The sequence below is a fragment of the Gordonia terrae genome (genome assembly GCF_001698225.1).
Taxonomy (GTDB): domain Bacteria; phylum Actinomycetota; class Actinomycetes; order Mycobacteriales; family Mycobacteriaceae; genus Gordonia; species Gordonia terrae.
In genome coordinates, this window is the sequence record NZ_CP016594.1 from 765,884 (window position 1) to 787,159 (window position 21,276).

The 21,276-nt window shown below is 67.7% G+C and carries 21 protein-coding genes; 9 read left to right on the plus strand and 12 right to left on the minus strand.

Translation table 11 applies throughout. The features are described 5' to 3' along the window. Nucleotides 1-75: 75 nt before the first annotated feature. The 8 genes from BCM27_RS03555 to BCM27_RS03590 form a co-directional block, all read right to left on the minus strand. Nucleotides 76-1,266, minus strand: a complete 1,191-nt coding sequence (locus BCM27_RS03555) for a sensor histidine kinase (protein ID WP_004022846.1) — start codon at nt 1,264-1,266, stop codon at nt 76-78. After that, complete coding sequence (locus tag BCM27_RS03560) at nt 1,259-1,870, minus strand: TetR/AcrR family transcriptional regulator (RefSeq protein WP_004022847.1); 612 nt, start codon at nt 1,868-1,870, stop codon at nt 1,259-1,261. Before BCM27_RS03560 ends, BCM27_RS03555 begins: the two co-directional genes overlap by 8 nt. A gap of 89 nt (nt 1,871-1,959) precedes the next feature. After that, nucleotides 1,960-3,522 carry a polyamine aminopropyltransferase gene (locus tag BCM27_RS03565; RefSeq protein WP_033206200.1) on the minus strand — a complete coding sequence of 521 codons (1,563 nt, stop codon included), beginning with the start codon at nt 3,520-3,522 and terminating at the stop codon, nt 1,960-1,962. A 67-nt stretch (nt 3,523-3,589) separates the two neighbouring features. Next, nucleotides 3,590-4,015, minus strand: coding sequence for a DUF350 domain-containing protein (locus BCM27_RS03570; RefSeq protein ID WP_004022849.1), 426 nt, complete (start codon nt 4,013-4,015; stop codon nt 3,590-3,592). Between the two features lie 57 nt (nt 4,016-4,072). Beyond that, on the minus strand, nt 4,073-4,606 hold the full coding sequence (locus tag BCM27_RS03575; protein WP_004022850.1) for a DUF4247 domain-containing protein: 534 nt from the start codon (nt 4,604-4,606) through the stop codon (nt 4,073-4,075). After that, the gene (locus BCM27_RS03580; protein WP_004022851.1) at nt 4,603-5,151 is read right to left on the minus strand and encodes a DUF2617 family protein; all 549 of its coding nucleotides are present in this window, start codon (nt 5,149-5,151) and stop codon (nt 4,603-4,605) included. The genes BCM27_RS03575 and BCM27_RS03580 overlap by 4 nt, the downstream gene beginning before the upstream one ends. Before the next feature lie 58 nt (nt 5,152-5,209). Continuing rightward, a complete protein-coding gene (locus tag BCM27_RS03585) occupies nt 5,210-5,845 on the minus strand; it encodes a DUF4178 domain-containing protein (protein WP_004022852.1) in 636 nt (211 codons plus the stop codon). Nucleotides 5,846-5,928: 83 nt separating this feature from the next. After that, a complete protein-coding gene (locus tag BCM27_RS03590; RefSeq protein WP_033206149.1) occupies nt 5,929-6,825 on the minus strand; it encodes a TIGR03621 family F420-dependent LLM class oxidoreductase in 897 nt (298 codons plus the stop codon). Nucleotides 6,826-7,056: 231 nt separating this feature from the next. On the opposite strand from BCM27_RS03590, the gene groL reads away from it, so the two are divergent. Continuing rightward, a complete protein-coding gene (gene groL / locus BCM27_RS03595) occupies nt 7,057-8,682 on the plus strand; it encodes a chaperonin GroEL (protein ID WP_004022854.1) in 1,626 nt (541 codons plus the stop codon). A gap of 79 nt (nt 8,683-8,761) precedes the next feature. Here the strand turns inward: groL and BCM27_RS03600 are convergent, their stop codons facing one another. Further along, the gene (locus BCM27_RS03600; protein ID WP_004022855.1) at nt 8,762-9,154 is read right to left on the minus strand and encodes a hypothetical protein; all 393 of its coding nucleotides are present in this window, start codon (nt 9,152-9,154) and stop codon (nt 8,762-8,764) included. Nucleotides 9,155-9,180: 26 nt separating this feature from the next. On the opposite strand from BCM27_RS03600, the gene BCM27_RS03605 reads away from it, so the two are divergent. Together BCM27_RS03605 and BCM27_RS03610 are read left to right on the plus strand one after the other, a co-directional pair. Beyond that, nucleotides 9,181-9,573: a winged helix-turn-helix transcriptional regulator gene (locus BCM27_RS03605; RefSeq protein WP_004022856.1), complete on the plus strand. Its 393-nt coding sequence runs from the start codon at nt 9,181-9,183 to the stop codon at nt 9,571-9,573. Between the two features lie 44 nt (nt 9,574-9,617). Then, the gene (locus tag BCM27_RS03610) at nt 9,618-10,277 is read left to right on the plus strand and encodes a DsbA family oxidoreductase (RefSeq protein WP_004022857.1); all 660 of its coding nucleotides are present in this window, start codon (nt 9,618-9,620) and stop codon (nt 10,275-10,277) included. Between the two features lie 357 nt (nt 10,278-10,634). Here BCM27_RS03610 and BCM27_RS03615 read toward each other — a convergent pair whose 3' ends face one another. Beyond that, the gene (locus tag BCM27_RS03615; RefSeq protein ID WP_004022858.1) at nt 10,635-12,020 is read right to left on the minus strand and encodes an IS256-like element ISGte1 family transposase; all 1,386 of its coding nucleotides are present in this window, start codon (nt 12,018-12,020) and stop codon (nt 10,635-10,637) included. A gap of 115 nt (nt 12,021-12,135) precedes the next feature. On the opposite strand from BCM27_RS03615, the gene BCM27_RS03620 reads away from it, so the two are divergent. After that, the gene (locus tag BCM27_RS03620) at nt 12,136-13,611 is read left to right on the plus strand and encodes an HNH endonuclease signature motif containing protein (RefSeq protein WP_239450651.1); all 1,476 of its coding nucleotides are present in this window, start codon (nt 12,136-12,138) and stop codon (nt 13,609-13,611) included. Nucleotides 13,612-13,634: 23 nt separating this feature from the next. On the opposite strand, the gene BCM27_RS03625 is transcribed toward BCM27_RS03620, so the two are convergent. Continuing rightward, on the minus strand, nt 13,635-14,612 hold the full coding sequence (locus BCM27_RS03625) for a CPBP family intramembrane glutamic endopeptidase (RefSeq protein WP_081486961.1): 978 nt from the start codon (nt 14,610-14,612) through the stop codon (nt 13,635-13,637). 48 nt (nt 14,613-14,660) lie between these two features. On the opposite strand from BCM27_RS03625, the gene BCM27_RS03630 reads away from it, so the two are divergent. The 5 genes from BCM27_RS03630 (at nt 14,661) to BCM27_RS03650 (ending at nt 20,709) form a co-directional block, all read left to right on the plus strand. Further along, the gene (locus tag BCM27_RS03630) at nt 14,661-15,566 is read left to right on the plus strand and encodes an MSMEG_6728 family protein (RefSeq protein ID WP_033206607.1); all 906 of its coding nucleotides are present in this window, start codon (nt 14,661-14,663) and stop codon (nt 15,564-15,566) included. A 372-nt stretch (nt 15,567-15,938) separates the two neighbouring features. Beyond that, nucleotides 15,939-16,964: an alpha/beta hydrolase gene (locus tag BCM27_RS03635; RefSeq protein WP_004018997.1), complete on the plus strand. Its 1,026-nt coding sequence runs from the start codon at nt 15,939-15,941 to the stop codon at nt 16,962-16,964. A gap of 28 nt (nt 16,965-16,992) precedes the next feature. Continuing rightward, complete coding sequence (locus BCM27_RS03640; protein WP_033206603.1) at nt 16,993-17,802, plus strand: tyrosine-protein phosphatase; 810 nt, start codon at nt 16,993-16,995, stop codon at nt 17,800-17,802. A gap of 126 nt (nt 17,803-17,928) precedes the next feature. After that, nucleotides 17,929-18,477: a hypothetical protein gene (locus tag BCM27_RS03645; protein WP_239450652.1), complete on the plus strand. Its 549-nt coding sequence runs from the start codon at nt 17,929-17,931 to the stop codon at nt 18,475-18,477. A gap of 30 nt (nt 18,478-18,507) precedes the next feature. After that, nucleotides 18,508-20,709, plus strand: a complete 2,202-nt coding sequence (locus tag BCM27_RS03650; RefSeq protein WP_033206596.1) for a glycoside hydrolase family 3 C-terminal domain-containing protein — start codon at nt 18,508-18,510, stop codon at nt 20,707-20,709. Between the two features lie 12 nt (nt 20,710-20,721). Here the strand turns inward: BCM27_RS03650 and BCM27_RS03655 are convergent, their stop codons facing one another. Then, entirely contained in the window at nt 20,722-21,201 is a 480-nt protein-coding gene (locus tag BCM27_RS03655) for a PaaI family thioesterase (RefSeq protein WP_172622042.1), read from the minus strand. Between the last annotated feature and the right edge of the window lie 75 nt (nt 21,202-21,276).

Below are 21,276 nucleotides of genomic sequence, written 5' to 3' on the forward strand. Positions count from 1 at the left end.
ACCTCCCGCCTCGACGACAGACCGCAGTTTACCGCCCCGGTCCTCCGGCGCCCGCCGGAACCGTGCCTTGCGTTGTCACGCCCGGATGCCGGCGCGGAACTTCGGGACACGCATCCCGACCTTGGTGCCGGCGCCGACCGCCGTCTCGACGACGAGCCCGTAGTCGTTGCCGAACGCGGCGCGGAGCCGATGGTCGACGTTGGTCAGGCCCACGTGGGCACCCTCGCTGTGATCGAGGGCGTCCAGCGCGCCGCTGCGCAGGAGTTCGGGTTCCATTCCCACGCCGTCGTCCTCGACGGTGATGACGCAGTCGGTGCCCTCGTCGGCCGCGACGATCGTGATGGTGCCCCCGCCCTTCGACGCCAAGCCGTGTCGCACGGCGTTCTCGACGAGCGGTTGCAGGGCGAGGAACGGCACGACGACGTTCAGGACCTCGGGCGCGACATGCAGTCTGACGTCGAGTGCGTTGCCGAAGCGCGCGCGCTCGAGCGTCAGGTAGCGGTCGATGTTGCGCAACTCGTCGGCGAGAACCGTGTATTCACCGGCCGCGCGGAAGGAGTACCGGGTGAAGTCGGCGAAGTCGAGGACGAGTTCGCGCGCCCGGTCGGGGTCGGTCCGCACGAACGAGGCGATGGTGTTGAGCGCGTTGTAGATGAAATGCGGACTGATCTGCGCGCGGAGCGCGAGGACCTCGGCGCGGTTGAGTCGTGCGCGTGAGGCGTCGAGGTCGGCGAGTTCGATCTGGCTCGACGCGTACCGCGCGACTTCGGCGATGGCGCCGAGCATTCCGGGGCCGGGCCGTCGCGTGGTGGCGACCACCAGGACCCCGACCCCGACGTCGTCGGCGACGAGGGGCTGGGCCACCAGCGCGCGTACCGGCGACTCGGCTCCACTGGGGTCGGTGAGCAGTACGCGCCGGAGGTCGCCGAGCGCCGAGGCTGCCGCGCGGTCGGCATGCGCGAGCATCTCGCGGTCCCAGATGTCGTCGCCCTCGGGCAGATGGGCGAGGCGGCTCGGCTCTCCGTCGTAGAGGGCGACCGCCTCGGCGGCGGTGAGTGTGTGCAGGTGGGGCAATGCCTCACGTGCGGATTCCGCCGACAGTCCGGTCCGCAGGGAGCGCGCGGCGAGGGACGCGGTGTGCAGTGCCAGGTGGACCGCCCGCTCGGCGGGGGTCCGCACGACGCGCCGGGTGCGGATCAGCACCACCGCGCCGACGCAGGCGAGCACGCCGAGCAGGACGAGCGCGATCGTCACCCCGCTAGACATCGGCGTTCCCGGTAGAGCCGGCGGCGCCGTTGCCGTTGTCCCCGTGGGGCAGCGAGGAGACGGCGAGATCGATGAGGGTGTGCCGGTCGGCGTGCCACTTGTCGGGTGGCAGGTGGCCGTGGGTGTCCAGGTCGGTGAGGCCGTGGGCCGCCGCGAAGAGCAGCGCCGCATGGTGTCGTGCCGCGTCGGCGCCGACGATGCGGCCCACGAGGGACACGAGACCGTCCTGTGCACGTGCGGCCGCGGGGATCGTCGGCGCGCCCGCCGGGGTCGCAAACATGAGCCGGTAGAGATGTGGCCGGCCCAGTCCGAGGTCGGACAGTGCGTGTAGCGCCGACCGCACGGCGTCCCCGGGGGACCGTTCGGCGTCGGACGAGATGGCGTCGAGTCCATCGGCGACGACCGCCCACGCGTCGGCGGCGACCGCCGCCAGCAGTTCGTCCTTCCCCACGAAGTGCCGGTACGCGGCGGACCGGGAAACCCCGGCGCCACTGCCGACTTCGCGCAGGGTCACCGCTTCCGGTCCGCCGTGATCGAGGAGCGCCGACGCCGCCACCAGCAGCGCCTGCCTGGTGTGCGCCGCGCTCTCGGCCCTGGTGGTCATCGCCTCACCCTACAGTTGACATCGTCAACCGAATGCGATTCGTCGGGAGCCGCTCATGTGGAGCATGTGCATTCGCGGACGCCTCGGCGTCAGTAGGTCGCCCACTCGCCTTGCGCGTACCGCAGGATCCGGGGGTCCATAAGCGTGGACGGAGGCAGGTCCAGTTGCTGCCGATCGAGTGGGAAAACCGTTGCGGCAGCCAACTGCTCAGGGCTGAGGAACCGGAGCGGTCCCGGCGCCCGCACCGACGGGGTGACCCGGCCCTCGACACCCGCGAGGTGGAAACCCCAGTCCCCGAAGGCGGGGACGTCGACGTGGTACGGGGTCGGGTCCAGTCCGGCCGCACGCATGGTCGACGCCACGCACCAGAACGATTTCGGTGCGAAGTAGGGGGAGCCGGCCTGGACGACGGTGCGGCCCGTCTCGGCGAGATGAGCGCGGACCATCGCGTAGAACTCGGTGGAATACAGCTTCGCGGTGGCCGAGTCGTCGGGGTCGGGCATGTCGACGATGATCACGTCGAACCGGCGGTCGGTGCCACGTAGCCAGGAGAAGGCGTCGGCGGCGATCACCTGGGGTCGTGGGTCGGTCATCGATCCCCGGTTCAGCCTCGTCAGACGCTCGTCGGTCCGGGCCAGTCGGATCATCTCCGGATCGAGTTCGACGAGCGTGACGTCGCGCGCGTCGGGATAGGTGAGCACCTCGCGCAGCGCGAGTCCGTCACCGCCACCGAGGACCAGAACGGAATCGTGCTTGCCGGACATCGCCGGATGGACCAGGGTCTCGTGGTAGCGATGCTCGTCGACCGAGGAGAACTGCAGGTCGCCGTTCAGGTACAACCGGGTGTCGGCCGCTGCCCCGAAGCGGTTCTCGGTGATGACGATGTCCTGGTACGCGCTGCGCTCGGCGGCCACGATCGGGTCTCGGTACAGCGCCTGGCGAGCGGTGACCTCGAAGCGACCGGACAGCATCAGCCCCGCGACCAGGACGGCGACGACCCCGATCGCCGACGCGGACAGGACGAGCATCTGGGCGCGCGACATCGACTTCCGGAAGACCACGAAGACGAGGAAGCAGCCGGCCGCGGCGTTGACGAGTCCGACCACCAGTGCCCCACGCAACTGGCCGAAGAACGGCAGCAACAGGAACGGGAAACACAGTCCGCCGACGAGTGCGCCGATGTAGTCGACGGCGAACATGTCGGCCACCGCCGAGCCGGCCTCCTGGCGTCGTATCCGTTGCAGGAGGACCATCAGCAGCGGGATCTCGGCGCCGATCAGAAGGCCGAGGACGAAGGCCACGAGAACGAGCGCGGGCGTGTACAACTCGAGGTACGCGAATGCGGCGTAGAGCGCCATCACCGACAATCCGCCGATGAGTGCGAGCAGCAGTTCGATGACCGCGAAGGCCGTGACGGATTGCGGCTGGAGCGGTTTGGCGGCGAGCGACCCGATCCCCATCGCGAAGACCATCACCGCGAGGACGATCGACGCCTGTGTCGCGGTGTTGCCGATCAGGAACGAGCCGAGCGAGACCAGGGCCAGCTCGTACACCAGGCCGCAGGCGGCGCAGACGAAGACGACGGCGAGCAGCCCGGCGCGGGCGAACCTCGGTCGCAGCGCCAATGCGTCCGGTGCGGCGTCGGTCGCCACCGGACCGCGGCCGTCCGGAGTCGGGTCGTGGTCGATCACGGACGAGCGGGGGACTGTGGTGACACGGTCACAGGATGGAGGCGGCGACGATGATCGACACCCCGATGTGCGCGATGCCCTGCACCCAGACCGCCGGGTGGCTCTCCGGATGGACCAGCAACTCGCCGAGATTCCCGGGGGTCAGCAGGTCGATGACGAGGAAGGTCACCGCCATCACGATGAGGCCGATGGCCGAGTACACCGCGGTGTAGGCGAGTCCCTCGAGGAGCCGACCCTCGCTCGCGACGATGGCCGCGGTGACGATGACGGCGACGGCGAGCATGTTGGAGCCCACCAGGATTCCCGCGTTGCGGTTGCGGTCGGTCCACAGCTGCGAACGGAGCTTTCCCGGCGTGAGGAGGTCGAGGATGCCGAACGAGATGATCATCAGGATCACGCCGACACCGGCGTAAGCGCCTGCAGCGTAGGCGTTCTCAGCGATATCAGCGAGCATGGTCTTCTCCGTTGGTTGATCGGACGAGTTCGATGGGGAGTTCCGGACGGACAACGATCATTTGCCGCCACCGCCGCTGCCGCCGCCGCGGTTCCCGCTGCCGCTACCCGCGTAGCGCGGGGTCGGTACCCAGAAGGCGCCGACGTAGGGGTGGTAGTGGTGGTAACCCGACCGGTAGTCGCGGCTGAGCATCACCCGGGTGGTCCCGGCGGCCAGCGGGAACAGACCGACGAGATAGTCGGGATACTGCAGGAATTGGGTGCCGGCGATGTTGCCCGCGCCCGAGGCGCCGCTCCGCTGGTCGCTGGGACGTTCGGCGTCGCGGATCTCGTTCGCGACCTCGGCGGGGCTTCCGTCGGCCACGTAGGCGTCGACATCGCCCTCGTCGAGGGAGGTGTCGCGCTCGTAGTTCTGCGTGATGTAGTCGCGCGCCGACCCGCCGATGCCGCCGCCGCGCGCGACTCGCGCGGTGCACGCCCCGATGAGCGCGAACACGGTGAGCACGACGATCACGCCGATGATGATGTTGCGGGTCTTGTTGAGCCGTCGGCGCGGGTCGGGCGGCCCGCCGGGCGGGGGCGCTCCGGTCATGGGCGGGCCACCGGGCCGCGGTCGATCCTGCTGGAGGTGACGACGACCTCGGCGGCCTTCGGGTAGGTGTGCCAGGTGTGCCAGCTGATGGCGTCGTCGGTGGACTCCGAGACGATGGCGGTGACGGCATACGGCTCGCCCGGGAAGTGACCCATCACGCACGGGTGGCCGGTCGCCGACTGCTCGGTGACGCGAGCAGCCAGTTGCTCGACGAGGGCGGCGAGCTGGTCGGGGTTCACGGACTCCACACGGGAACTGAAGTAATAGCCGCTCTCCTGGAAACTCTCCGGGAGCGCCGAGGTCACTTCCGGCAGGCAGGCGACGGTCTCACAGATTCGTTGCACGCCGTCTTCGACGAGCACCTGATGGCTCGCGCCGAGCAGACGCACCGACACGGTGATGCCGTCGATGTCGCGGTCCTCCTGGGCCAGGGGTTCCTGCAGCGGGGCGCTCAGCGAGAATCCGAGCTGGGCCGCGCTGGTGTCGGCGTAGGCGACCGCCAGCTGGGCTGAGGGGTCGCCGGGGTGTCCGAGGTTCTCTGTCATGCGTGCTTCGATCTCCGTGCTCAGGACGTCTGGGTCGGGTGGACGGCGGTGAGGGCCGTCAGGGCGTCTCCGGAGCCGGGTTGCTGGGATAGATGCGGTAGTCCGCGCGTGCCAGCAGTTCGCCGCGAGCGCACTCCCAGCCGCTGCCGTAGTCCTCGAACGACAGGCGGTCGGGGCCGGCCTGGTAATCGTGGTAGGCCATCCGGCCCGACGCCGCGACCCCGGTGGTGCCCGCGGAGGTGAAGCGCGCGGAACCCGCTTCCTCGGACCGGTATCGACGACCCTCGAGTTCGACGGTGTCGGCGCCCGGCGTGACGGTCGCCCCGGGCACCTCGTGCCACAGCACCACCTCGAGGTCGGGATCGTCCTCGACCGAGATCCAGGCCTTCGACCCGACCCCGGTGTCCAGGAAGTTCTCCGTCCAGGTGTACCCGTCCTGCGTCAGGCGCAGCGTGCCGCGGACCGCGTAGGTCTGACCGCGCAGCTCGACGAGGTCGCCGGGTTTCAGATCGCGGGGATCGCCGAAGACGGAATCGTCGTCGGCCGACGAGAACGGGTCGCCGGGCCGGTAGGTCCGCTCACGCAGGGCGTCCTGCTCGGCCTCGCGGGCCTTGCGATTGCCCAGGAAGTTGAAGATGACGACCACCGCGATGATCGCCAGCAGCGCCACGATGACGATCAGCAGGAATTCCACCCGACGACCCTATCCGGATCGGTCACTCGTCGTCAGGTGGGTTCGACGATGATCGGCGGGCTGAATGATGCCGGGGCCGGCGCTCACGCGTCGACGGCACGCAGTTCCGAGATCACCGGGGCGAACGTCTCGAGTGCCGGTTCGAGCACGGTGAGATAGCTGATGCCGGTTCGGGCGCGGAGTTCGACGAGGCGTGCGGCGATGTCGGAGACGGATCCGATGAGCACCGACGGCAGGTCGATGAACTCCTGGGCACTCATCGACAGTTCGTGTCGTGCGATCAGCTCCTCGGCCACCGTCGTCGCGTCGTCGGTCACCTCGACGATCTGCATCAGCAGATTCCATTCGACGTCCGGGGCGCGTTCGCCTGCGGCGGCGCGGGCGAACGCCACCCGTTCGTCGAAGCCGGCTGCCGACAGCGGTTCCAGATCGCCGTCGGGACCCGTCCGGGCCGCCGTGAATCCGACGACGTCCGCGTGCTCGGCGGCCATCCGCAGCACCCGGTCGCCGTTGCCGCCGAGCAGGAGCGGTACCCGCGGCTGCACGGGACGCGGCCGGTGATCGCGGTCGGCGAGGAGTTCGGTCACCTGCGAGACGGTCACCGCCAGATGGTCGACGCGTCGTCCCGCGGACCGGAATTCGATCCCGGCTGCGTCGAACTCCGCCCGGACGTACCCGGTACCGAGGCCGACCTCCACCCGGCCGTCGGACAGTTGGTCGACGGTGGCCACGTCGCGGGCGAGCAGCGCCGGATTGGTGAACGCGGCGTTGAGGACGAACGGGCCCACGCGCAGCCGTTGGGTCGCGGTGGCCGCGACCGCCAGCGCGGGCCACGGGCTCGGGATGCCCAGATGGTCGGGGACGAGGAGGACGTCGTATCCGAGCTCTTCGACGGAACGTGCACGAGACCGCCATGAGGCAGTGGTGTCGACGGCGAGCATGTTGACGCCGAATCGGAACGCCCTGGACGCGAGTGCCATGCCACCAACGTAGCCAGGGGTACCGCGCTCGACCATGCCGGCGAACGGACGCCGGCGGCAGCCTTGCACTCGCAGTGGTCGAGTGCTAAAAACGAGGTTGGCACTCACGGACTGTGAGTGCCAGGTCGGGACGGTGAGGCCGGTACCGAATGACACACCGGTCGTCCGTCGCGGGCACCGAGTTCCGGCCATACGAACCTAGTGTCACCCCCTTCGGAGGATCACTTACCCATGGCCAAGCAAATTGCGTTCGACGAAGAGGCCCGTCGCGGCCTCGAGCGGGGCCTCAACAGCCTTGCCGACGCCGTCAAGGTGACGTTGGGACCCAAGGGTCGCAACGTCGTCCTGGAAAAGAAGTGGGGCGCCCCCACGATCACCAACGATGGTGTGTCCATCGCCAAGGAGATCGAGCTGGAGGACCCGTACGAGAAGATCGGCGCCGAGCTGGTCAAGGAAGTCGCCAAGAAGACCGACGACGTCGCGGGCGACGGCACCACCACCGCCACCGTTCTGGCCCAGGCTCTCGTCCGTGAGGGTCTGCGCAACGTCGCTGCCGGCGCCAACCCGCTGGGTCTGAAGCGCGGCATCGAGAAGGCCGTCGAGGCCGTCACCGAGTCGCTGCTGAAGAGCGCCAAGGAGGTCGAGACCAAGGAGCAGATCGCTGCCACCGCCGGTATCTCGGCAGGCGACCCCTCGATCGGCGAGCTCATCGCCGAGGCGATGGACAAGGTCGGCAAGGAAGGCGTCATCACGGTCGAGGAGTCCAACACCTTCGGCCTGCAGCTCGAGCTCACCGAGGGCATGCGCTTCGACAAGGGCTACATCTCGGGTTACTTCGTCACCGACGCCGACCGCCAGGAAGCCGTCCTCGACGACCCGTACATCCTGCTGGTCTCGGGCAAGGTCTCGACCATCAAGGACCTGCTGCCGCTGCTGGAGAAGGTCATCCAGGCCGGCAAGCCGCTGCTGATCATCGCCGAGGACGTCGAGGGCGAAGCTCTGTCGACCCTCGTCGTCAACAAGCTCAAGGGCACCTTCAAGTCCGTCGCCGTCAAGGCCCCGGGCTTCGGTGACCGCCGCAAGGCCATGCTGGCCGACATCGCCATCCTCACCGGTGGCGAGGTCATCAGCGAAGAGGTCGGCCTCTCGCTCGAGGGTGCGGGCGTCGAGCTGCTCGGTACCGCACGCAAGGTCGTCGTGACCAAGGACGAGACCACCATCGTCGAGGGCTCGGGCGATCCCGACGCCATCGCCGGTCGCGTGGCGCAGATCCGCGGCGAGATCGAGAACAGCGACTCCGACTACGACCGTGAGAAGCTGCAGGAGCGTCTGGCCAAGCTGGCCGGCGGTGTTGCGGTCATCAAGGCGGGCGCGGCCACCGAGGTCGAGCTCAAGGAGCGCAAGCACCGCATCGAGGACGCCGTCCGCAACGCGAAGGCTGCTGTCGAAGAGGGCATCGTCGCCGGCGGTGGCGTGGCCCTGCTGCAGTCGGAGCCGGCCATCGACGCACTCTCGCTCGAGGGTGACGAGGCCACCGGCGCCAACATCGTCAAGGTCGCGCTGTCGGCTCCGGCCAAGCAGATCGCGATCAACGCCGGGCTCGAGCCGGGCGTCGTCGCCGACAAGGTCCTGAACTCGCCCACCGGCACCGGCCTCAACGCCGCCACCGGTGTGTACGAGGACCTCCTCAAGGCCGGCATCAACGACCCGGTGAAGGTCACCCGCTCGGCGCTGCAGAACGCAGCCTCGATCGCGGCTCTGTTCCTCACCACCGAGGCCGTCGTCGCCGACAAGCCCGAGAAGAACGCTGCCCCGGCCATGCCGGGCGGCGACGAGATGGGCGGAATGGGATTCTGACCTGACTCCGTCAGGGATAGGCTTCTGATCTCCTGATCAGATCCCTGCGTCTACTCACACAGCAACAACCGAAGGCCGGTCACCCGCAAGGGTGGCCGGCCTTCGGCGTTGTGAACACCGACTCGACGACCTCCGGCGACCACTGAACATATTCGACGACGGCGCCGTCGGGGTGGCGTAGATAGGCGAACCGTCCTGTCGCACTGCGGGAATCGCCGAGGACCTGGGCCTCATCTAGCAGCGAGATGAGTGCATCGAGTCCGTCGACGACGACCGGGCCGACGGTGTTCCGATAGGGCTCGACGTCGTCGTCGGCGCCCGCGATGAGGAGGAAGTCGCCGACCGCGGCGAGCTCGGCCTTCTCGAAGGCGAACCGTAGGTCGGCCGATGCGCCGACGAGGCGCTCGTACAGCGGCAGCGACTCGTCGAGGTCGGCGACGAATACTCTGGCGTAGGTCTTCAGCACTCGCATCGATCCCACGCTAGGAGCCCAGGCGAATGAGCGGCAGTACGCACTTCGAGGTGAGCGGGGGCGCGGTGTCGTCTGTCGGCGTCGAGGAGCAGGCACGCCAGGTTGCGCGATCGGTGTTCGCCGTCGTGTCGACGAAGTGGGGTCTGACGGTCCTGGAGGAGGTACGGCAGGGCCCTCGCCGGTTCCGCGAGCTGAAACGGTCGATCGGGACGATCAGCGACAAGGTGCTCACCCAGACCCTGCGCGACCTCGAGGCGCACGGACTGATTCACCGCCACGACCATCGCAGCGCGAACCCGCGGGTGGACTACACCCTGACGGACGCCGGGCGGGACCTCGTCGCGACTGTCCACGGTCTGTGCGACTGGTCGCGGGCGCATCTCGACGACCTGCTGGAGGCGCCGCGGTCGGCCGGCTGAGCCAACCCGGGAACGTTCTCGATCCGTGCGGTGTTGAGACGGCCATGAGTGCTCCCATCACCGTCGACATCTGGTCCGACATCGCCTGCCCGTGGTGCTACATCGGCAAGCGCAAGTTCGAGGCGGGTCTCGCCGAGTTCGCCGGGCGTGACGACGTCGAGGTGACGTATCACAGCTTCGAGCTCGCGCCCGACACGCCGGTCGACTTCGACGGGTCCGAGGTCGACTTCCTGGTCCGGCACAAGGGCATGCCTGCCCAGCAGGTCGAGGGCATGCTCGAACAGGTGACCGGGATCGCCGCCGAGGTGGGTCTCGACTACGACTTCGACAGCCTCCAGCACACCAAGACCCTGAAGGCGCATGAGGCGCTGCACTTCGCGAAAGAGCGTGGCCGACAACTCGATCTGGTGGAGCGGTTGTTCAAGGCCTACTTCGAGGAGGGTCGTCACGTCGGCCGTCCCGACGAACTCGCTGATCTGGCCGCGGACATCGGCCTCGATCGCGACGAGGTCATCGCAGCGCTGGACTCGGGCGCTTACGCGCCGGCCGTCGCGGCCGACATCGACCAGGCGCGCGCGTACGGAATCAGCGGAGTGCCCTTCTTCGTGATCAGCGGCAAGTACGGAGTCTCCGGCGCGCAGGCGCCGGAGATCTTCACGCAAGCTCTCGACAAGGTTCACGCCGAGGCGGGCGATCGTGTCTGAACCGCTCGTGCCTTTCGAGATGGTCGGGGACGCTGACGCGGCAGTCTGCGTCGATGGTGTGTGCGCGCTGCCGGAGGCCGAAACCGACACCTCGGAGCCAGTGCCTGAATGAGTTTCGGAACCGTCTGACGCGGTCGGGGATTCTTGTCGGTGGGTGGTCGTATCTTGGTGTCATGCAGTTCGGGGGTGAGGGCGCAGGTGCCTCGGGCGAAAGGCCCGAGGCCGAGTTCTCCTTTTCTGCAGCGCTTTCCGATACCGATTTGTCCGCCGGTGAACTCGTGGACGTCATCACCCGAGCTTGTCAAGATGTCTGTGTAAGACCGTGACTCCTGGGTTTCCTGTAGTTGCTGGTTGGGTCTAGTTGAGGTGGGGTTCGATGCGGTCGGGGTAGGCCAGGGCGAGTTGCCCGAGGGCCTGTTTCCAGTTCGTCACGACCTGGCCCTCGACGAGTCGTCCGGGGGCTTTGCGGGTGGCGGCGGGCTTGCCGCGTTCCTTCTCGCGTTGCCGGGCCCGTTTGTCCTCGATGTCGCAGATCGCCAGCCACAGCAGTTTGCGCGCCGCGATGTCGTTGGGGAAGTGTCCCCGGTTCTTGATGACCTTGCGGAGCTGATAGTTCAGCGACTCGATCGAGTTGGTGGTGTAGATGACCTTGCGGAGCTCGGGCGGGAACGCCAAGAACGGAATGAACCGGTCCCACGCTCGATCGAAAGCTGCTGCCGCACTCGGGTATTTGAGTCCTAACTCGGAGTCTCGGAAGGCCTCCCATTCGCGGCGGGCGGTCTCGGCGTCGGGGGCGGTGTATATCGGTTTGATCGCCCGCGCCACGTCTTTGCGGTCCTTGTAGTTCACGAACCGCATCGAGTTGCGGATCAGATGCACCACGCAGGTCTGCACCGTGGCCAGTGGCCAGGTCGTCTCGATCGCCTCGGGGAATCCGGTCAGCCCGTCGCAGCACACGATGAGCACGTCACGTACGCCGCGGTTGGCCAGATTTGCACACACCCCGGCCCAGAACTTCGCGCCTTCCTCGGCTTGTATCCAAATACCCAGGACGTGCTTGACGCCGGTCATGTCGACGCCAATAGCGATGTGGGCGTGCTTGTTTCGGACGTGAGCGCCGTCTTTGACTTTTACCACCAGGGCGTCGAGGTAGATGACGGGATACAAGGCTTCCAGCGGCCGGTTCTGCCATTCATCGACCGCGTCGAGGACCTCGTCGCAGATCTTGGAGATCGTCTCGTGGGATAGATCTGTGCCGATCGTCGAGGCTAAGTGATGCTGGATGTCGCGTAACGTCATGCCTCCGGCATAGAGCGAGATGATCATGTCATCGAGGCCGCCGAGCCGGCGCGAGCCTTTCGGGACCAGGCGTGGGGTGAAGGTGCCGGCACGGTCTCGAGGGACGTTCAGCTCGACCGGCCCGGCCTCGGACTGCACCGTTTTCGGGCTCGACCCGTTGCGGGCGTTGGGCAGTTCCCGACCGGCCGGATCGCCCTTCTCATAACCGAGGTGATCAGTCAGCTCGGCCTTCAGACCGCGTTCGAGGGCGAGTTTGATCAAACCCGGAATCAGGCCGCCGTCGCCGGTGATCTGGACCTGGCCGGTATCAATCTGGGCCAGCAACTCATCGACCATGCCCGAGGCCTGCAGCGCCTCGGCTACCTCCGCGGTCGAACGCGGCTCGGCCAGCTCAGACAGCTGCTGGTCGTCGCTCTGCTGTTTGTCGTCTAACGCCATGCTCATAGATTGTCCTCTCACTGATGAGCACTGGACTTACACAGACCATCTGACACCCCCCATCACCCACTGCGCGTCGATCACCTCCGCCGCCTCCTATCGTCTCCTGACCGCGGCAAGCTTGCTGCACGAGGAACGCGAACTCGACTACCAGCTGCGCCGCACCGAACTCCGGGACGGGCAAGCCTCGTCGGCAGACGAACTGCATCGACGCGCCGCCGACGCCGCGGCCGGGATCGACCCCTACGTCGAGTACGGGCCCGATGGTTTCGACCAAGCCACCGCCGAACTCGGTGCGGCACTGATGATCCCCGCCGCGCAAGCCCGTGACCTCATCCGCACCGGAGACGTCCTGCGCTACCGCCTCATGCTCACCGGCAACACGCTGGCCTGCGGACGGATAGACCAACGCCGCTTCACCATCGCCATGAAACGCACCGACTACGTCTCCGACAGCGACATGCAAACCGTCGATGCCCATCTGGCCGAGGCGATCCTGGCCCGCCCCCCGATGTCGACGACCCAGTTCACCACCCTGGTCGACGCGATCGTCGCCAGACACGCCCCTGACGCGGTCCGCCGCCGCCGCGAGCGCGCCACCCGCGATCGCCACATCACCATCGCACCCGACCGATTCCAGCCCGGCCAAGCCCGCATCACCGGCAGCCTCCCGGTCACCGACGCCGCCGCGTTCAACGCCCAACTCGACGCGATGGCCGCCTCCGTGCACCCCGACGACCCCCGCAACAAAAGGCAGCGACGCGTCGACGCGATGATCGCCCTCGCCGCCCACCTCGACACCCTGCCGTGCCGCTGCCGACACTGCGCTCCGGTGCCCAAACCGGTCGACCTCGACGACACCGTCAACGAGCCGGAGATGGAAAGGCCTTCGGCAGCAATCAAATCCGACGACACCATTACGGAAGCGCTTGAACCGACACCCACGCCTGAACCGGCCCCGGTGACGGTCGATCCGCACGCCCCGGTGCCGACGTTCCACGTCGTGGTGAACCTGTCGACTCTGCTCGGCGTCGACGACGACCCCGGTTTCCTCGACGGCCACGGCCTCATCGACGCCGACACCATGCGCTCACTGCTCGCCGATGCCCGTCGTTCCTTCGTCACCACCGGCATTCACGCCGATGCGGAAGCCGAATCCCGCTACACCCCGAGCCGCACACTCCAGAACCTGGTGCGCTGCGGCGAGTTGTGCTGCACCTTCCCCGGCTGTAATCAGCCGGTGTGGACCACCGATCTCGACCACACCACCCCGTTCGACCACCACTCGCCCCAGGCCGGTGGCGCGACCACCCAGCGCAACCTCAAACCGCTGTGCCGGTTCCACCACCGCATCAAGACCTTCGGCATGTGGCGGGACTACCAGGACGAGTACCTGACCGCCTGGTTCCAGTCCCCGACCGGACACACCTTCGTCGGCAACGCCTTCAACGGCCGCGACCTGTTCGGCTACCTCGTCCCCGGCCGACCCCCCGACCATCCGGCCCGCAGCAAGCTCGCCGGCCAGCGCGAAACCCGCACCACCACCCACCGCCGAGAAATCGACGCGTGGAACGCCGCCAACCCACCACCCTTCTGAGGGCGCAAACCAGGTCGGGGAAGTCAGCGCGCGTCGGTGGACCCACTGACGGTGTCGTTCTCGGCTGCCGACACGCCGATGCGTGTCGCCTCCATCCGGCGGTAGTAGCGATATGACGCGACGACAGCGAATGTGAGCACGATCGTCGTCAGTGCGCTGCCCTCGGGACCGTAGTCTCCTCCGGTCAGCACTGACGATGCCGAGGTGTCCGAGGCGAAGGTGAAGACCGTGACATCTCGGGCGCTCGAGTCGCCGAGGATGCCGAAGATGTTGCCCTGCGCCATGTTCCATGCCGCGTGGAGCTCGGCCGTCAACCAGATCGACCCCGAGCCGAGCGACAGGAACGAGAACAAGACGCCGAACAAGAAGATGTTGACCAGCACCAGCGGATGGAAATCGAGGTGGACGACCGCGAAGAGGATCGACGGCAGGATCACCGCGGCCCATCCGTTGGTCAATCTGAGGCCGTGCCACTGCAGCAGGTAACCGCGGACGGCGATCTCCTCGGTCGAGGCCTGCACGATCCAGACCGGGATCAAGGAGAGGACGATCCCTACCGCTGCGGTGCCGGTCGTGGTGTGGCCGGCCGCCGAGTCGGCGTCGTACCCGGCAAACACCACGAGCAGCAGCAACACGATCCCGAACAGCGCGAATCCGGATGCGGCTCCGACGAGAAATCGGATCGGACCGCGACGGTCCCGCAGTCCGACCGACAGGATCGAACGTCGTTCGTAGGCCACCACCCACGCGAAGAGGACCACCAGCGTCATGCCGTTGGTGATCACCTCGTTCCACTGGGCGGCCACACTGCCGTCCATTCCCGAGCCGGTGATCGCATTCGCGATCGCGGCTCCGACGACCTGGCCACCGACGATGGCGACCAGCGCCACCACCCACACCAGAATCAGGTGGGGACGGCGTCGGCCCGTCGTCGCGTCGTGGACGAGTGGCGAGGACGTCAGATTCAATCCGGGATGTCGCTGATCGACCGCTTCAACCATGAGCAGAGTTTCGGTGCGAAATCGGTAGCGGGTGGGTATGCAGCCGCCATGCAGACGTTCTTGCCCTACCCGGATTTCCGGCGCTCCGCGGAGGTCCTCGACCCCGCGCGGCTCGGCAAGCAGCGGGTGGAGACGTTGCAGATCCTGCGAGCGCTCGAATTGTTCGACTACGGCTGGTCCAGCCATCCCGCGGTCACGATGTGGCGCGGGCACACCCCGGCGCTGGTCGCGTACGGGCTCGCGTTCGTCGATGTGTGGACCGGCGAAGGGCGTGCGGACAGCACCGCGCCGATGATCGCCGAGTTCGCGCCCGACGTGGTGGGCCGGGCCCAGTCCGAGCTGGCCGCGCAGGGCCTGATGCCCGCGTGGCTGGGCGACGACCGGCTCCATCGCAGCCATCGTTCCGCGCTGCTCCGCAAGGCGCCGGACTTCTACGGCTCCGTGTTCGACGACGTCGACGACGAACTGCCGTACTTCTGGCCCGATCCGCCGGTCGCCGATACCCACGACCTGGACGAGCCGACCCGCACGGTGTGGATCGTCCGCGCCACGTCCGACGACCAGTACACCGAGTTCCGGCGGCGACGCATCGTCGGGTTCGGCACCGAGTCCGGCATCGATGCCGACGCGTCGTCGGGCGCCGAGGCGAGCCTGCGGACGCTGCTGAAAGAGTGCAGCCCGGGGCGTCGGCGGGGGAAGGACCTGCGCGTGCTCGCGTCCTTCGTCGCCGACCTGAAGGTGGGGTACCAGGTCGCCGTGGTCGACCCGGCCGACCCGGACGTGCTGGCGCGGGGCCAGGTGGTCAGCGACTACGAGTTCTCGACGCGCGCCGCGACGCTCACCCCGCACCGCCGTCGCGTCCGATGGACCGGCACGCTCGAGCGGACGTCGGTCACCCCGCCGGCACTGCTACAGAACCCGCGCACACTGTTTCCCGTAGCAGTGATGCAGTGAGTGATCCCGGGCTGAGCGCTGTCGTCCGATCGACCGAATCTCGGGCGGATGATCGTGACGCCCGGCAGTGCACGAGCCGGCCGAAATGCGCGGAGTCGACATCGCGGACATCCGAAATGGGCGTCGCGGGAGCGAGAATGGCTGCTCAGACGGGATATGTTCCCGTCACGCGAGATTTGGCATCGTGAAAATGACTCCAACCGTGGCTATACCGCGCTCGTGCTGAAGGTGAACGGCAAGTGTGCCCGACCGTGTATTCGCGGACGCATTTCCGCCCGATGCGTATGGTGAAACGTATTCGGATCGATATCTGCACGTGTGAATTCCGTTGTCGAGACGACGGCGCGGTCGTAGTGATGTGAAGGGACTGTGATGTCCGCAGCGGATGGTGCTCTCCGCCGACGCCTGGTCGCCACGACGGTCTCGATCGTTGCTCTCGTTGTCGCTCTGACCATTCCGTCACTGGCGTCTGCGGAACCGGGAAGCGGGTCGACGCGGGCGCAGGCGTTGGCCCGGGCAGTGGCCGACGGCCGGGTGCTCGACCTGTCGGTGCATTCGCCCTCGATGAAACGAGATGTCCCGGTGCGCGTGCTCGTGCCCGCTGATCGATCGAAGCCCCGTCCGACGCTGTATCTGCTGAACGGTGCGGGTGGCGGGGAGGGTACCGGCCACTGGTTCGAGCAAACCGACATCGTCGATTTCGTCGCCGACAAGAATGTGAATGTGGTCGTGCCGATGCGCGGTGCCTACAGCTATTACACCGACTGGGTGAAAGTCGATCCGGTGCTCGGGCGAAACAAGTGGACAACCTTTCTGACCAGCGAATTACCACCGCTCATCGACGAAAAGCTGAAGACCACCGGGGTGAATGCGATCGCGGGGATCTCGATGGCGGGAACATCGTCGTTGAGTCTGGCCGAGTCCGCACCTCGGCTCTACCGGGCCGTCGCGTCCTACAGCGGATGCGCGGAGACGAGCACGAACCTGGGTCGGCTGGCCATCCGAGCGGTCGTCGAGGGCCGCGGCGGTGGCGACATCGCCAACATCTGGGGGCCGGTCGGCTCTCCGGGATGGCGTGCCCACGACCCGGTCGTCAATGCCTACAAGCTGCGCGGCAAGGCGATCTACATCAGCACCGGCACGGGTGTCCCCGGACCGCACGACCAGTTGCAGAGCCAGGGAATCGACGGCAAGACCACGATCTACATCGATCAGATCGCGGTCGGCGGCGCGATCGAGGCCGCCACCCATCAGTGCACGCTCAATCTCGACCGCCGGCTCACCCAGCTCGGCATCCCCGCGACCGTCGACTACACGCCCGGTACGCACGCCTGGCCGTACTGGCAGGATCAGCTCGTGAAGTCGTGGCCGATGCTCGAACGCGCGCTCACCGACTGAGCGGCCCGAGATCTGTCACGATGTGACCGTGACTGCGACCCCCGGTGCGCCGAGCCCCATCCCGAGCCTGCCCAACCTGCGCGATCTCGGCGGCTGGCGCACCGCCGACGGCCGGACGGTCCGATCCGGCGTCCTGTTCCGTTCGACGGACTTCTCCGCCCTCGACACCGCCGACGTGCCCGCGCTGGAGGCTCTGGGTCTCTCGACCGTCTACGATCTCCGGTCGGCGCACGAGAGCGCAGCCATCCCGGACCCGGTTCTGCCCGGCGCGTCGAACATCGCTCTCGACGTGCTCGCCGACGCACAGATGTCGATTCCGGCGAACATCGGCGCGGTGCTCGCCGACCCCGTCGTCGTCGCGGAGGCCGGCGAGATGCTGTCCGGCGGCAAGTCGCGCGAAATGATCTCCGGGACCTACCGCGAGATGATCACCCTTCCCAGCGCGACGGCCGCCTACACCGAGTTCTTCCGCGGACTGCTCGACGCGGGGTCGACGCCCGCTCTGGTGCACTGCACCACCGGCAAGGATCGAACCGGTTGGGCGGCAGCATCTCTGCTGACCCTGCTCGGGGTTCCGAGGGACGATGTCTACCGCGACTACCTCCTCACCAACGAGCGGCTGATCCCGTCGCTCGAGCACATCTTCGACGGGTTCGCCGCGGCGGGGGGCGATCCTGAACTGCTCGTCGGCGTGCTGGGCGTCGACGCCGGTTACCTCGACGCAGCGTTCGACGAGGTGGACAAGCGGTACGGCGGGATCGAGGGCTACTTCGGCGAGGCGCTCGGCCTGGATGTCCGGGACCAGCAGGCCCTCCGCGACCGCTACCTCGACGGGTGAGGCAGGCGGGTTCGATGGGCTCGGCTGTGTCCGAGTACCGGTGGCGATTCCTCCGGTGAGGGGATACCGCCGACTCGTGCGGATCGATAGCGTCGGGCGAACCCCTCTACCGAACTACGGAGATCCATGCGCGCAGGAGTTATGGCACGGTCGTTGTTGATCCCCGTTCTGATCGTGGGAGGCGCGATCGGCGTGACGACAGGCTCCCCGGACGCACGGGCGGAGCCGGCCGGGTCGGTCGACTCCGGAAGTCTCGAGGGTGCGGATCCCCGCGACCTCGACTACGGCAGCCTCGACGGTGTGGATCTCCGGGATCTCGACTTCGTCGGGAGCATCGGTGGAGGCGTGCAGCCGCCGCGAGTTCAGCAGTGTGACGAGGAGACGCGATCCGGAGGCCAGGGCGTCACGGAGACGCGGTACGTGTTGGGCCGGCCGGGGCCCACCCGCTTCACGCTGCGGTACGAAACGCTCGATCAGCCCGATGAGATCCGCGTGTTCTACCAGGGCAAATTGATTCACAACACCGGGTACGTCGGTGACAATCGCAACCAGGGCACGGGTAGCGCCCGGGTCGTCGTGCCGCGGGGCACCGAATCCTCCGTCGTCGTGCGGGTGACCGGTCCGGAAGAGGGCACCCAGTGGGAGTACACGGTGTACTGTCCCGGGTCGAGCTGAGCGCCTGACGATCGTCGGTAGTGTCTTGGGATGAGCGAACTGAGCTTGTCCCAGAAGGCCGCGCTCGGCAGCGGCGCCGATTTCTGGACCACGAAAGCGGTGGGTTCGATTCCCGCGCTCACTCTCACCGACGGCCCGCACGGGGTCCGTAAACAGACCGGCGCGACCGATCACCTCGGCCTCGCCGGCAGCGAACCCGCCACCTGCTTTCCGCCCGCAGTCGGCCTCGGCCAGAGTTGGGATGTCGGGCTGATCCGTCGTGTCGGCGAAGCGCTCGGACTGGAGGCCCGCGGTCTCGGCGTCGACGTTCTGCTCGGTCCGGGAGTGAACATCAAACGAGATCCGCGGTGCGGCAGGAACTTCGAGTACTTTTCTGAGGACCCGTTCGTCACCGGCCGGCTCGGCGCGGCGTGGATCGAGGGTGTCCAGAGCATCGGGGTCGGGACATCGCCCAAACACTTCGCGCTGAACAATGCCGAGGACGACCGGATGCGGTCGAGTTCGGACGTCGATCCCCGGCCGATGCGCGAGATCTACCTCCGCGCCTTCGCGCACATCATCCGCTCGGCCGATCCCTGGACCGTGATGTGTTCCTACAACCGCATCAACGGCATCCCGGCATCGGAGAACCACTGGCTCCTCACCGACCTGCTGCGCGGCGAGTGGGGCTTCGACGGTGTGGTGGTCTCCGACTGGGGTGCCGTCGCCGATCGCGTCCGTGCGGTCGCGGCCGGACTCGATCTCGAGATGCCGGGGTCCGGCGGGCGGACCGACGCGCAGATCGTCGACGCCGTCGAGGACGGGCGCCTCGACGCGGCGGCCGTGGACCGATCGGCGCGGGCGGTCCGCAAGCTCGCCGAGCGGGCCGGTGCCGGTCGCGCGGGCCGAATCGTGGTCGATCCCGATCTGCACCACCGCCTCGCCCGGGAAGCGGCGGGGCGGTCCATCGTCCTGCTGAAGAACGAGGGCGGCGTTCTCCCACTGGGTTCCGGGCAATCCGTCGCGGTCATCGGCGAGTTCGCGCGCGAACCCCGGTATCAGGGCGGGGGCAGTTCACACGTCAACCCGACGCGCCTCGATGTGCCGGTGGACGAGATCCGGGCGGCCGGTCACGCGGTGACCTACGCCCCTGGCTTCGCCACCGACGATGCGCCGGTGGATGCGGCCGAGGCGGTCGCCGCCGCAGCCGAGGCCGATGTCGCCGTCCTGTTCCTGGGACTGGCGGCGTCGCAGGAGTCGGAGGGCTTCGACCGCGACGACATCGAACTGCCGTCGGATCAGATCGAACTGCTGACCCGAATCCTCGCGGTGCAACCCCGCACCGTGGTCGTGCTCGCCCACGGTGGAGTCCTCCGCCTCGAAGCGATTGCCGCGGCCCCCGCGGTCCTCGACGGTGCGCTCCTCGGCCAGGCCGGGGGCGGGGCCATCGCCGACGTGCTCGTCGGCGCGGTCAACCCGTCGGGGCGGCTCACCGAGACCGTGCCGGTCAGGTTGCAGGACGCGCCGGCTTACCTCAACTTCCCGAACGAGAACTCCCACATCCGGTACGGCGAGGGGATTCACGTCGGCTACCGCTGGTACGACGCGCGGGACCTCGAGGTGGCGTACCCGTTCGGGCACGGGTTGTCCTACACGACGTTCGAGCACTCGGATCTCTCCGTCGCAACGGAGGATTCGGTCGTCGACGGGGTGGTCGTCGAGGTGACGGTCACGAACACCGGACCCCGCGCCGGTCGCGAGGTGGTCCAGATCTACACGTCGAAGCCGGACTCCCGGGTCGGTCGTCCGCCGCGTGAGCTGGCGGGTTTCGCGGTCACCCGCGACCTCGAACCCGGTGAGTCCGAGACCGTGTCGGTCACGATCGACCGAAACGACCTCGCGTACTGGGACACCCGGGTCGATCGCTGGATCGTCGAGGCGGGTGAGTACGCGATCCAGGTCGGCGCGTCGAGCCGCGACATCCGGCTGATCACGACCGTCGAGATCAGCGGAGACGACGTGGTCCTCCCGATCGACGAGAACTCGACCCTGGGCGAGGTCCTGGCGAATCCGGCTGCGGCGCAGGCGCTCGCGGAGCTGGCCGAGAACAACCCGCTGATGAGTGCCGGGAACGACGCGCTGGGTGTCGACATGGCACGGATGCTCGCGTCGATCCCGCTCGGTCGCCTCGCCGGCTTCGGGATGAGAGAAGAGGACATCACCGGGATCATCGCGGCTGCGCGCACGGACTGACCGGCCTGCGGGCTACCGGAACACGATGCAGGTGGTGGTTCCATGTGCCACGAGCTTGCCGTCGGCGGCGAACACCTTGCCCTCGGCGGTCGCGGTGGTGCGGCCGGCGTGGATGACGGTGCCCACGCCGGTCAGCTCCCCGGCATCGACGGCGACCGAGCGGATGTAGTTCACCTTCAGCTCCAGGGTCGTGTAGCCGACGCCGGCGGGCAGCGTGGTGTGCACGGCACACCCCATCACCGAGTCCAGCAGCGTGGCGCAGATGCCGCCGTGGACGGTGCCGAGGGGGTTGGCGAAGTCGGGCTGCGGGGTCACGGCGAAGGTGACCGCGCCCTCGTCGATCTGCTTGGGGACCATGCCCAGGAGGCGGCCGATGCTCGGACGGTCGGAGCCCGCGCCGTCGGCCTGCCAGGCGCGCAGTAGCTCGAGTCCGGACATCGCGGTGGGGTCGGTGGGTGCGTCGGTGGTCGTCATGACTATGCATGGTTGCATACTCGACAGTGATTATGAAGGTGTGCATATCCGGGTGGCTCCATTGCAGGCGCGATGACCTCGGCGGATGCTCTG